The sequence below is a fragment of the Priestia iocasae genome, from assembly GCF_016909075.1.
GTDB classification, from domain to species: domain Bacteria; phylum Bacillota; class Bacilli; order Bacillales; family Bacillaceae_H; genus Priestia; species Priestia iocasae.
Window position 1 is genome coordinate 1 of the sequence record NZ_JAFBFC010000016.1, and the last position, 11,600, is coordinate 11,600.

Consider the following 11,600-nt stretch of genomic DNA (forward strand, 5'->3'; position numbering starts at 1 on the left):
CCAGGATCAAACTCTCCGAAGAAATGTTTGACTTGCTCATAAATTTTAAAACTTGAATTAACGTTGACGTTTGTCGCTTTGTTCAGTTTTCAAAGTTCAACCGTCGCTCAGAAGCGACTTTACTATCATATCAAGTTGTCTACTGTATGTCAACAACTTTTTTAATTTGTTTTTTTCGTTTGTTATCGCTCATCAGCGACAAGTAATAATTTATCACAGTTATTTACTATGAGTCAATACTTTTTTTAATGTTTTTTTGTTTTGAACGAATATACTTTAAACACTCTCTTGGACTTGCTACACGACTAAATAGTTTGAAAAGGATATCATATCTTTCTTCCATGCTTCGCTTTACTACATGATCAATACGATCATCTGTAAAATCAAATAGTAATTCTTCTAATTCTCTCTTTATTACGTACTCTAATTCCTTTACTTCTTTTTCATTAACTAATAAACCTCGCATAGCACACCAACCCTTAGATATAACGTTATTTTCCTAATTTAACCTTTTTCGGCAAATAAAATTCCTTTATTCTCATTTGTTTTGTTATTTATTTACTAAATAAGGCATAAAGATTAGACAAGAATAGCTTATCCAAGGGGGAGAAGTATGAATTTCTTTTATACTATTCGAGCTCAAAAATTTAAAAAATTATTAATCATTGTCATTGCCGCTTTTTTTACTAGCTTTTTTTTGTATGCACAAAGTCTTTTAAACTTCCCTGTTTTTTCAACTGATAGCGGTCCTAAAGCCATTTCTAAAGCTGAAGGTCAAAAAGATCAGCTGGCTCTTACCTTTAACATTAGTTGGGGAGATGAGAATGCCATCCCAATTTTAGATGAATTAAAGAATCAAGAAGTTAAAGGTGCTACATTTTTTCTTTCTGCTTCTTGGGCCGAGCGACACCCTGATATTGTAGAACGTATCACAAAGGATGGTCATGAAATTGGTACAATGGGATATGAATATAAGTCATATCCATCGATGGAAAGCGCTAAAATTAAACAGGACCTTGCTAAATCCAAAAAAGTATTTGACTCTTTAGGGCTTAAAAAAGTAAATCTAATACGCCCACCTAATGGCCATTTTAACAAAGAAGTGTTAAAAGTGTTAAAGTCCTCAGGTTATACAGTTGTTCATTGGAGTATAGATTCAAAAGATTGGACAAATCCTGGTGTAGACAAAATCATTGAAAATATAACAGGTGACATGGATGGAGGAGATATTATCTTACTTCATGCATCAGATTCTGCTCAACAAACTGTTAAAGCAATTCCAATCATTGCACAAGAGATGAAGAAAAAACAAATAAAGAATGTGAAAGTTTCAGAACTTGTAGCAAATACGAAGAGCAAAACAAAAGAAATAAACTAAAAGTGATTAACTCATTGATGTGCTAAGAGTACTTCATGATGACTTTAAGAGTCTTATCTCTAGTTTGAGCTAAGGTAACATGAAGTCACCATGAAGTCATTTCTAGCACATATGAATTCATCACTTTTTTCTTTGTGGATTTGTAATCAATTTAGGTAAAATCAACAATTGATATGTGTTACAAATTAAGAGAGGAAACAACATTAAGTATAGCCATCCCTCTTCGTTAATACGCAAAGCCGGAAACCACTCAAGTGTTGTTACCACTACAATAAAGAAAAGAGCAGGAACAAATGCTTCTCTATTTGTTTGCTTCATTTTTAGGTATGCAACAATCAACCCTACTACTAATACGTACATCGCTAACACTAGATACGGTGTTACGCTATCTCCTTCTGCGGCAAATGCTCGATAACGAAAATAAACTAAGTCGAAAACAACAAAGCCAATTAATACAATTTGAATCGCATTCCACAATGAAACCGATTTAAAAATTCCTAATCCAAAACGATGAATGGTTAAATACGCAAAAAAGCCCATTTGACTAATAATGCTAAAAATAAAGCCTACCCCAACTAACCAAAATAAAATCGACAAAATTTCTACAACATTAAACGTGGTAAAAAGTGATTGATACTCATCCCACTTAACAGCAAAACCAACAATTCCTGTACTTACTCCGCCAACTAACAGAGTTGAAAGGAATAAACGAACCCAATTACGACTATTCAATGCTAGATCCCCCAAATTTCGATAAAATCCATTGCTTCATAAATTGTACCAACGACACCTTGAAAAATCTAGGCTTCTCCTAAATCAATCGTGAATAAAATTCGAAAAATCTATCATATTAAAAATAAGTGTACGATTGAAAGGAGCTTAATTCATGAAAAAAAAGCCATTGTTGCTCCTACTTTACGCAACAACATGTGCTCTACTTTTAGGTGCTTGTGCCCCTCAAGATGAAGAAGGCGGGATGGACTACGACCAGACAAAAAAGATGGTTGTTGATATTTTAAAAACTGATGATGGTAAAAAAGCCATTCAAGAAGTTCTAAAGGATGAGGAAATAAAGAAAGAATTAGTGATGGACCAAGCGATGGTGAAAGAAACCATTACCACTACATTAACTTCAGAAAAAGGCGTTGATTTTTGGAAACAGACATTTAGTGATCCAAAGTTTGCTGAAACCTTCGCAAAAAGTGTTCAAAAAGAACAAGAAGCATTAATGAAAAAGTTAATAAAAGATCCAGAATATCAAGCTTCTCTAATGGAAGTGCTAAAAAATCCAGAAATGGAAAAGCAAGTTGTTGAAGTGTTAAAAGGTCAAGAATTTAGAGCTCATCTGCAAAAAGTGATGACAGAAACATTTGAAAGTCCTCTCTATAAAGCCAAAATCCAAGATTTACTGATGAAAGCTGCAGCTGAAACACAAGGTGAAGGTTCTTCAAAAGAAAAGAGCGAAGAAGGATCAGAAGAATCCGGAGGCAGTGAAGGCGGAGCATCAGAGCAAGAACAAGGGTAGGAATAAGGCAATAGGATATTTAAGAAAGCTCTCTGAATTCAATAAAAAAATCCCGCTTAATAAAATCACTTAGCGGGATTTTTTATATTTGATCTTTTAACTTAAAACTGATGCTTCACACTTTTTAGCAATCTTCTGTCCAATATCTAGATAAATCTTTCCTAACTGATGATTTTGGTCATAAATAGATGGGGCGAAATCATCGTCATTCCAATCAGGTTGTCTTAACGGAAGTTTTCCAAGGATTTCGGTTTGAAGCTCCTCAGCTAACTTCTCTCCACCACCTTTTCCGAATACATACTCTTTCTCACCGGTTAATTGACTTTCAAAGTAAGCCATATTTTCAACTACACCGATAACTTCATGATCTGTCTTAATAGCCATCGCTCCTGCGCGAGCAGCTACGAAAGCTGCAGTAGGATGCGGTGTCGTTACAATCACTTCTTTACAAGCTGGTAGCATAGAATGAACGTCTAAGGCTACATCACCCGTTCCTGGAGGCAGATCAAGTAAAAGATAATCTAAATCTCCCCACTCTACTTCTGTAAAAAAGCTCGTAAGCATTTTACCTAACATCGGTCCTCTCCAAATAATAGGAGAGTTATCTTCTACAAAGAATCCCATTGAAATCACTTTTACGCCAAGTCGTTCAACTGGTATAATTTTTTCCCCTCTTACAACAGGACGCTTCGCAATACCCATCATGTCTGGCACACTAAAACCATAAATATCAGCGTCAATTAGACCTACCTTTTTACCTAATCGAGCTAGCGCGACAGCTAAGTTCACAGAGACAGTAGACTTTCCTACTCCTCCTTTTCCGCTCGCAATTGCAATAAATTGAGTTGAAGATTGATTTGTTAACAAATTGCCTGAGTTTGCATTTGAAGTAGCTTGAAATGGAGCTAACTCTTCTGGAGAGAATTCAACAAAACGAAGACCTACTGTATTTGCCCCAGCTTCTTTTAATGCATCTACAATGACATTTTGCAGCTTTAGTTGTTCGCTTGAGCCTGTCTTAGCAACTGCTACCTTCACACTAACATGCTGCTTATCCTCTTTAATTTTAATTTCTTTAATTGCATTGGTTTCCCCTAACGTTTTATGTAAAAAAGGATCTTTCAACTCACTTAAGATTTGTTTTACTCTTTCTTCCGTTAACATATCTCCCACCACCATTATAAAATCGTTTTCATTATTATTATAACATACTTATAAATAGATGACTTTTCACAATATACAAAATATATAATCAACAGATTATTTAATGAAAATAAGGGTAAGGAGCGACATTCCCTTACCACTACATGATTACTTCATATCTTCTTCACTTGTAAAATAACGGTTGATACCTTTATAAATAGACTCTGCAACTTGTCGTTGATACTTCTTTTTTTCTAATAGCTCTCGCTCACCAGGATTAGATAAAAAACCAACTTCAACTAAAGCTCCAGGTACTTTCGCATGTTTTAATAAATAAATATTTTGAATCACTTTTGCTTCTCTCGACGTATTACTTAAGTTTTTGCGAAGCTCATCTTGTATAAATTTCGATACTCGTTTATTCTCCTCTAGTGAACCATGATAAAACGTTTGTGCACCTCTCCAGTTGGGCGACGGGATAGCATTTAAATGTAAACTTAAATATAAATCAGCATCTGATTCATTAATCATCTGTAGACGATTTTTTAAATCTTCTACTTTTCTTCTACTGTATCCTTTTGTTCCTTCTTCCGCTAAATCATAGTCACCTTCTCTTGTTAAAAGAACAAGAGCTCCCTGTTCCTGTAAATAATCTCGAAGTGATAATGTGATGTTAAGAGCGATATCTTTTTCTAATGTCTTTCCTCCAACCGCTCCACCATCTGGTCCACCGTGTCCAGGATCTAAAATAATAATTCTTCCGCTAAGTGGTAAATTCCATGACTTCCATGAGTTTTTATCCACAAATTGATATTGGATAATAAACAACAAACAAACTGCCGCGATAATGGCACAAATCCATTTAATTTTTGTCATCCAATCCCTCCAGCCAGTCCTACCTACTTACTCTATATGGGACAAAGCTGGAATTTATGAATGATTTTTAAATAGCTCTTTGCTTGTTTTGTTATTTTAAACGCAGCCGATACCTTTTCTCACCTTTTTGAAAACCATCTAACCAACAATCATGTACATATTGCTCACAGATATAATAAATGCTCTCTTGATAAAGGTCTTCTTCTCCCAAAGGTGACCAGAAGCTTAAATAATCGTATAAAGCATCAATAAGCATTTTCTCTTCTAATGCACATCTCACCTTAACATGATTTTCTGATTCACCGTAATAGCCAAATCGGCTAAACCTCGCTCCTAATAAGAAGGATTCAACTGCAATATCTAGGCATCCTTCTTCAATTGATGATGTAATATAGTCTTTTCGAATAAATAATGGTTCAAAGTAACGATTCATGCGATCACGAAGCGTATCAATTGATAGCTCTCGAAGCATTTTTCGCTCATATACCATTTCCTTCTCTAACCTTTTTTCTTTTAAGCTCATAATGACGTTCATAACAGTCTTTACGCCCCCTTTTTACATATTGTTTGCACATCAACTCTTCTCATGCGTAAAGAATATGAACGAGCATTACCAAATATTGAGTTACAATGACGATACTTCTACTCTATTCATTTCGTAGATACAATTATGAATGAAATGCCGATTCTAAAAAAACCCTCAACTAAATTGTTGAGAGTTTTTGAAACACACGACGTTCCCACACTGATTGTTAAAACGACAAGAAGAATAGTTTCATGTAATCAATGTGGCATATATAAATCATAGAAAATAACGTTTATCCAATTATTATCTATCCTTTTAACCCTTACTGAAAGCTTCTATAATTTGCTCTTATCACGGTCAGATTAATAAGTGTTAGGTCATGAACAGCACATATACAAAGAGCTTTTACACCCTACTATTTGTTATCAATGCAAAAAAAAGACTCCCAAGCAAAAGCTTGAGAGTCTTTGAAACGTAAAAATTAACGTTTTGAGAACTGAGGAGCACGACGAGCACCTTTAAGACCGTATTTTTTACGCTCTTTCATACGTGCGTCACGAGTTAATAAACCAGCGCGTTTTAATGTTACGCGGTATTCTGGATCTGCTTCTAATAAAGCACGAGAGATACCGTGACGGATAGCTCCAGCTTGACCAGCATAGCCTCCACCATCAACGTTTACTAATACATCGTAGTTACCTACAGTTTCAGTTAAAGCAAGTGGTTGTTTTACCACTTCACGTAATGCAGCGAATGGAATGTATTCTTCAATTGTACGACCGTTAATTGTAATGCTACCGTTACCTGGTACTAAACGTACACGAGCAACAGAGCTTTTACGACGGCCAGTTCCGTAATATTGTACCTGTGCCAAGATAATAACCTCCTTATTAATTATCCGCGAAGTTCGTAAACTTCTGGTTTTTGAGCTTCATGTGGATGTGTGTTACCAGCATACACATTTAATTTTTTGAACATTTGACGACCTAGGCTACCTTTTGGAAGCATACCTTTGATTGCTAGTTCAAGCATCTTTTCAGAGTAGTTTGTACGCATTTCTAATGCAGTACGTTGCTTTAAACCACCTGGATGCATAGTGTGACGGTAGTAAATCTTGTCAGTTAATTTTTTACCAGTTAATTCGATCTTAGATGCATTGATGATGATTACATGATCACCAGTGTCAACGTTTGGTGTATAAGTTGGTTTATGTTTACCGCGTAAAATTGAAGCAATTTCACTTGCTAGACGACCTAAAGTTTGACCTTCAGCATCGACAACGTACCATTTACGCTCTACTTCGTTTGCTTTCGCCATGAAAGTTGTACGCATGAGTTTCCCTCCTAATTATCAATCATTAAAAAATGAATTATTTCAACCTTCTATTTCAACACGATTAATTTCCGGGGCTAATCGCGGGGTTAAAATACATACCATAGGATATAATATCGCTTTGTAATCCTAATGTCAAGAAAATGTTACACCAGGTTTAGTTGTCATAGTTTACTTGCCATAAATATAACCCGTGAGCTGGTGCGGTTTTTCCAGCATAAATCCGAGATTTCTTTTCTAAAATTTCCTTTATTTGAGCTGGAAAAATTTTTTCTTGTCCTACTTCTATTAACGTCCCGACTAATATACGAACCATATTATATAAAAATCCATTCCCAACAAATCGCATGGTTAACTCATTATTATATTGAAATAATTCAATTTCATAAATGGTTCTTATCCGATCCTCTATTTCTGTTTTTGCAGAACAAAAGCTTGTAAAATCATGAGTTCCTAGTAAATATTGAGCAGCTTCTCTCATACGTTCTATATTTAACTCATAAGGAAAATGATACGCATAGTCACGGCTAAACACATCACGCTCTTGTTGACGTGAGATTTTGTAACGATACTCTTTAGATACTACACTAAATCGGGCATGAAAATCTTTATCTTCTTGTTGTACATGTGAAACTGCAATATCATCTGGTAAGAGAGAATTTAATGCTTTTATCCACTTTGTAGACGGGATTGCAAGAGATGTATCAAAATGAAGCACTTGGCCGTATGCATGAACGTTGGCATCTGTTCGACCTGATGCATGAACTTTTATCTCATTCCCACCATGCATTTTAACTAATACTCCCTCAAACTCACCTTGTACAGTTCGTTTGTTTGGCTGTATTTGATAACCTGAAAATCCACTACCGTCGTAAGAGATTACACACTTTATTCGTTTCATATCTTTCACCAAGCTCTTTTAAGATCTCATTATGATTAACACAGCTGCCATGACGACTAGTAACACTAGCATAAGAGTATCACTAGATTTCCAGATTAGCTGTCTATATTTTGTTCGTCCTTCTCCTCCACGATACCCTCTTGCTTCCATCGCAATAGCAAGCTCTTCGGCTCGCTTAAATGAATTAATAAATAAAGGCACTAAAAGAGGCACAATGGCCTTCAAACGGTCTTTTATTGGACCACTAGTAAAATCAACACCTCTAGCCGTTTGAGCCTTCATAATTTTATCTGTTTCATCCATTAAGGTCGGAATAAAGCGTAAAGAAATCGACATCATTAACGCTAATTCATGAACAGGAAACTTAAATCTTTTCAAAGGATGTAACAAACTCTCCATTCCATCTGTCACTTGAATAGGGGTGGTGGTTAATGTAAGAAGCGTCGTCATTAAAATTAAAAAGAAAAAACGCAGCGAAATAAAAATACCCTGGATCAGTCCACCTTTATAGATTGAGACCCAACCAAAATCAACTAAAATCTCTCCTTCTTTGGTCATTAAGATATGAAGGATAAACGTGAAGATTACAATGAATAAAACGGGTTTTAAGCCTCTTAAAATAAAAGAGAATGGAACACGACTCATCGTGACAATGAATGCTGTATAAGCGCCTAGAAGAGCGTATCCATATGCGTTATTTGCTAAAAACACAATAATGACGTAACAGAAAACGAGTAAAAGCTTTGCTCGAGGGTCCATTTTATGAACAAAAGAATCTCCAGGTACATATTTTCCAACAATCATTGAGTTCATCATGTACCATCACCTTCTAACATTAAAGCTTTCACTTGCGAAACAACTTCTTCAAAGGTTAAAGCAGGTTCAGACATTTTTAATCCAAACTGCTCTTGTACCTTTAACATAAAGGATAAGGATTCAGGTACATCTAATCCATAACCTTTTAGCTCTTCATATCGAGAGAAAATCTCTTTAGGACTTCCTTTCATAGCTATACTTCCTTTATTCATTACCACCACTTGATCAGCGTAATAAGCCGCATCCTCCATGCTATGTGTCACAAGAATCGTTGTTAAATTCTTTTGTTTATGAAGAGTATAAATCATCTCCATAATCTCTTTACGACCTCTAGGATCAAGCCCTGCTGTTGGTTCATCTAAAATTAATACCTCTGGATCCATGGCTAAGATTCCAGCGATTGCTACCCTTCTCATCTGTCCACCACTAAGATCAAAAGGTGATCGCTCTAATAAGTCTTCTGATAGGCCCACAAGCTTAATTAATTCTCGTGCTCTCTTTTTTGCTTCTTCTTCTTTTACACCGAAATTTAATGGCCCAAAACAAATATCTTTTTCAATCGTCTCTTCAAAAAGTTGATGTTCTGGAAACTGAAAAACAACACCTACTTTTTTACGAATAGGTTTTAATTCCTTTTCTTTACGATTGGCTTCAATCGTTCGGTCACCTATTGTAATTTGACCAGATGTCGGCTTTAAAAGTGCATTGAAATGCTGGATAATTGTTGACTTACCTGAACCAGTATGCCCAATAATAGCAAGAAATGTACTAGAAGGGATGTGTAAGTTTAAATCATATAAAGCTAAACGTTCAAACGGTGTGTTCGGTTGATAGCGATGTTCTACTTGTTTGAGTATAATTTCCATAGTTCGTCCACCAAATCCTCATTCGTTAGATGAATTTTTGACATAGCAATGCCCTTGTTCTTTAAAGTCTCACTTAGCTTTACAGCAAAAGGAAGGTCTAATCCAATGTCAGATAACTTTGGACCTAGTTGAAAAACTTCTTCGGGTGTTCCTTCAGCGAATACTCTTCCCCCATTCATAACGATAACTCGATCTGCCATTGCTACTTCATTTAAGTCATGGGTAATAGAGATAATGGTAATTTTTTTATCTTCTTGTAATTTTCGGACAGTTTGAAGCACTTCCATCCTTCCACTTGGGTCTAACATTGATGTGGCTTCATCTAATACAATGATAGATGGTTGTGCTGCAATAATGCCAGCAATAGCCACACGCTGCTTTTGACCACCTGATAAGTGGTGAGGCTCTTGCTCAATAAACTCTTCCATATTAACAAGTTTAATAGCTTCTGGAATGCGTTGACGCATCTCCTCAACGCTCACACCATTGTTTTCTAACCCAAATGCGACATCATCTTGAACAGTTGATCCTACAAACTGATTATCTGGGTTTTGAAAAACCATCCCAATCTCTTTACGAATGTCCCATATTGTTTCCTCTGACAAATGCTTACCTTGAATAGAAACTTCTCCGTGCGCTGGTAGAAGAAGGCCGTTTAAAATTTTTGCTAATGTAGACTTACCTGAACCGTTATGACCTGCAATGGCTAGCCACTCGCCCTTATAAACATCAAAAGAAACGCCATTCAGTACGTAAGGTGAATCTTCTTGATACCGAAAACTTAACTCTTTTACACTCAATGCTTTCTCACTCACAGCACCTAGCCTCCTCTCAACTCTTCTATTACATCATTTACATTACTATCCTAATTTGTCATGTGTACACTTCGATTTTATAGTAGAAAAGAAAACATGATTGTTTTCCAACAAGTTTTAGTGACACATTTGTTTATATACAAAAAAAAGGGCATCGACTAGTTCCACACTGTCACGCCCTTTTCTTCATGTATATAATATTAAACTAATTCAATGATAACGATTGGAGCACCGTCACCACGGCGAGGTCCAACTTTTAAGATACGAGTGTAACCACCTTGGCGGTCTTCGTAGCGAGTTGCGATATCGCTGAATAGTTTTTGTAATGCGTCTTGACCAGACTCTTCGTTAGCTACTTCGTTACGTACGTAAGCTGCAGCTTGACGACGAGCATGTAAGTCTCCACGTTTACCTAAAGTAATCATTTTCTCAACAGTTGAACGTAGTTCTTTCGCACGTGCTTCAGTTGTTTCGATGCGCTCGTTGATAATTAAATCAGTTGTTAAATCACGAAGAAGCGCTTTGCGTTGTGCGCTTGTGCGACCTAATTTACGGTATGACATGTGAGGTCCCCTCCTTTGTTGAATAATCAAACTAAACGTACTTAGTTATCTATCAATCGTCTTTACGTAATCCTAAACCTAACTCTTCTAGTTTGGCTTTTACCTCTTCTAGAGATTTACGACCTAGGTTACGAACTTTCATCATATCTTCTTCAGTCTTGTTAGCAAGCTCTTGTACGGTATTAATACCAGCACGTTTTAAGCAGTTATATGAACGAACAGATAAATCTAGTTCCTCGATCGTCATCTCTAGAACTTTCTCTTTCTGATCTTCTTCTTTTTCAACCATAATCTCTGCTTTTTGAGCTTCGTCTGTTAAGTTAACAAAGATGTTTAAGTGCTCAGTTAAAATCTTTGCACCTAAAGCTACTGCTTTCTCTGGCTCGATGCTTCCATCAGTCCAAACATCTAATGTTAACTTATCATAATTTGTCATTTGTCCTACACGTGTGTTTTCCACGAAGTATGCAACGCGTGTCACAGGAGTGTAAATCGAATCAATTGGTAACACACCAATTGGTTGATCTTCACGCTTATTTGCATCTGCAGGAGTATAGCCTCGACCTGTTTTAGCTGTTAATCTCATACGGAAGTGAGCATCCGATTCCAATGTAGCAATATGAAGATCTGGGTTTAAAATCTCAACATCACTATCAGCTTGAATATCCGCAGCTGTTACAGCACCTTGGCCCTGAACATCAATCTCTAAAGTTTTTTCTTCTTCAGAATAAATCTTTAGCGCTAATTTCTTAACATTTAAAATGATGTTTGTTACATCTTCAACAACACCAGGTATTGTTGAAAATTCATGTAGTACACCATCTATTTGAATAGATGTTACAGCGGCACCAGGGAGTGA

General features: G+C 36.1%; 15 protein-coding genes. 2 read left to right on the forward strand and 13 right to left on the reverse strand.

All coding sequences use genetic code 11. From position 1 onward, the window contains the following. Positions 1 to 226: 226 nt before the first annotated feature. Positions 227 to 466, reverse strand: a complete 240-nt coding sequence (locus JOC83_RS19830; protein ID WP_205189087.1) for a hypothetical protein — start codon at positions 464 to 466, stop codon at positions 227 to 229. A gap of 147 nt (positions 467 to 613) precedes the next feature. Here JOC83_RS19830 and pdaB point away from each other — a divergent pair, with 147 nt between their 5' ends. Continuing rightward, entirely contained in the window at positions 614 to 1,378 is a 765-nt protein-coding gene (gene pdaB, locus JOC83_RS19835; RefSeq protein ID WP_205189088.1) for a polysaccharide deacetylase family sporulation protein PdaB, read from the forward strand. Between the two features lie 120 nt (positions 1,379 to 1,498). Here pdaB and JOC83_RS19840 read toward each other — a convergent pair whose 3' ends face one another. Then, positions 1,499 to 2,110 carry a KinB-signaling pathway activation protein gene (locus tag JOC83_RS19840; RefSeq protein ID WP_205189089.1) on the reverse strand — a complete coding sequence of 204 codons (612 nt, stop codon included), beginning with the start codon at positions 2,108 to 2,110 and terminating at the stop codon, positions 1,499 to 1,501. Positions 2,111 to 2,264: 154 nt separating this feature from the next. Here JOC83_RS19840 and gerD point away from each other — a divergent pair, with 154 nt between their 5' ends. Beyond that, positions 2,265 to 2,903, forward strand: coding sequence for a spore germination lipoprotein GerD (gene gerD, locus JOC83_RS19845; protein WP_205189090.1), 639 nt, complete (start codon positions 2,265 to 2,267; stop codon positions 2,901 to 2,903). A 96-nt stretch (positions 2,904 to 2,999) separates the two neighbouring features. Here gerD and JOC83_RS19850 read toward each other — a convergent pair whose 3' ends face one another. The 11 genes from JOC83_RS19850 to JOC83_RS19900 all read right to left on the reverse strand — a co-directional run. Further along, a complete protein-coding gene (locus JOC83_RS19850; RefSeq protein WP_205189091.1) occupies positions 3,000 to 4,067 on the reverse strand; it encodes an Mrp/NBP35 family ATP-binding protein in 1,068 nt (355 codons plus the stop codon). A gap of 147 nt (positions 4,068 to 4,214) precedes the next feature. Beyond that, a complete protein-coding gene (cwlD, locus tag JOC83_RS19855; RefSeq protein ID WP_205189092.1) occupies positions 4,215 to 4,922 on the reverse strand; it encodes an N-acetylmuramoyl-L-alanine amidase CwlD in 708 nt (235 codons plus the stop codon). Between the two features lie 91 nt (positions 4,923 to 5,013). Then, positions 5,014 to 5,457: a DUF2521 family protein gene (locus tag JOC83_RS19860; protein ID WP_205189093.1), complete on the reverse strand. Its 444-nt coding sequence runs from the start codon at positions 5,455 to 5,457 to the stop codon at positions 5,014 to 5,016. Between the two features lie 472 nt (positions 5,458 to 5,929). Beyond that, a complete protein-coding gene (gene rpsI / locus JOC83_RS19865; protein ID WP_205189094.1) occupies positions 5,930 to 6,322 on the reverse strand; it encodes a 30S ribosomal protein S9 in 393 nt (130 codons plus the stop codon). A 20-nt stretch (positions 6,323 to 6,342) separates the two neighbouring features. Continuing rightward, the gene (rplM, locus tag JOC83_RS19870) at positions 6,343 to 6,780 is read right to left on the reverse strand and encodes a 50S ribosomal protein L13 (RefSeq protein ID WP_205189095.1); all 438 of its coding nucleotides are present in this window, start codon (positions 6,778 to 6,780) and stop codon (positions 6,343 to 6,345) included. A gap of 157 nt (positions 6,781 to 6,937) precedes the next feature. After that, a complete protein-coding gene (truA, locus tag JOC83_RS19875; RefSeq protein ID WP_205189096.1) occupies positions 6,938 to 7,681 on the reverse strand; it encodes a tRNA pseudouridine(38-40) synthase TruA in 744 nt (247 codons plus the stop codon). Positions 7,682 to 7,699: 18 nt separating this feature from the next. Continuing rightward, entirely contained in the window at positions 7,700 to 8,497 is a 798-nt protein-coding gene (locus JOC83_RS19880; protein WP_205189097.1) for an energy-coupling factor transporter transmembrane component T family protein, read from the reverse strand. Then, complete coding sequence (locus tag JOC83_RS19885; RefSeq protein ID WP_205189098.1) at positions 8,494 to 9,363, reverse strand: energy-coupling factor ABC transporter ATP-binding protein; 870 nt, start codon at positions 9,361 to 9,363, stop codon at positions 8,494 to 8,496. The genes JOC83_RS19880 and JOC83_RS19885 overlap by 4 nt, the downstream gene beginning before the upstream one ends. Then, the gene (locus tag JOC83_RS19890) at positions 9,339 to 10,178 is read right to left on the reverse strand and encodes an energy-coupling factor ABC transporter ATP-binding protein (protein ID WP_205189099.1); all 840 of its coding nucleotides are present in this window, start codon (positions 10,176 to 10,178) and stop codon (positions 9,339 to 9,341) included. The genes JOC83_RS19885 and JOC83_RS19890 overlap by 25 nt, the downstream gene beginning before the upstream one ends. Positions 10,179 to 10,378: 200 nt before the next feature. Further along, the gene (rplQ, locus tag JOC83_RS19895) at positions 10,379 to 10,741 is read right to left on the reverse strand and encodes a 50S ribosomal protein L17 (protein WP_205189100.1); all 363 of its coding nucleotides are present in this window, start codon (positions 10,739 to 10,741) and stop codon (positions 10,379 to 10,381) included. Between the two features lie 52 nt (positions 10,742 to 10,793). After that, positions 10,794 to 11,600, reverse strand: an 807-nt coding sequence (locus tag JOC83_RS19900) for a DNA-directed RNA polymerase subunit alpha (protein WP_205189101.1), incomplete at its 5' end; no start/stop codon positions are given.

Coding starts and splice junctions, on each gene's coding strand:
- JOC83_RS19830 (WP_205189087.1), bottom strand. CDS start 466: ATGCGAGGTTTATTAGTTAATGAAAAAGAAGTAAAGGAATTAGAGTAC.
- pdaB (WP_205189088.1), top strand. CDS start 614: ATGAATTTCTTTTATACTATTCGAGCTCAAAAATTTAAAAAATTATTA.
- gerD (WP_205189090.1), top strand. CDS start 2,265: ATGAAAAAAAAGCCATTGTTGCTCCTACTTTACGCAACAACATGTGCT.
- JOC83_RS19850 (WP_205189091.1), bottom strand. CDS start 4,067: ATGTTAACGGAAGAAAGAGTAAAACAAATCTTAAGTGAGTTGAAAGAT.
- cwlD (WP_205189092.1), bottom strand. CDS start 4,922: ATGACAAAAATTAAATGGATTTGTGCCATTATCGCGGCAGTTTGTTTG.
- JOC83_RS19860 (WP_205189093.1), bottom strand. CDS start 5,457: ATGAACGTCATTATGAGCTTAAAAGAAAAAAGGTTAGAGAAGGAAATG.
- rplM (WP_205189095.1), bottom strand. CDS start 6,780: ATGCGTACAACTTTCATGGCGAAAGCAAACGAAGTAGAGCGTAAATGG.
- truA (WP_205189096.1), bottom strand. CDS start 7,681: ATGAAACGAATAAAGTGTGTAATCTCTTACGACGGTAGTGGATTTTCA.
- JOC83_RS19880 (WP_205189097.1), bottom strand. CDS start 8,497: ATGATGAACTCAATGATTGTTGGAAAATATGTACCTGGAGATTCTTTT.
- JOC83_RS19885 (WP_205189098.1), bottom strand. CDS start 9,363: ATGGAAATTATACTCAAACAAGTAGAACATCGCTATCAACCGAACACA.
- rplQ (WP_205189100.1), bottom strand. CDS start 10,741: ATGTCATACCGTAAATTAGGTCGCACAAGCGCACAACGCAAAGCGCTT.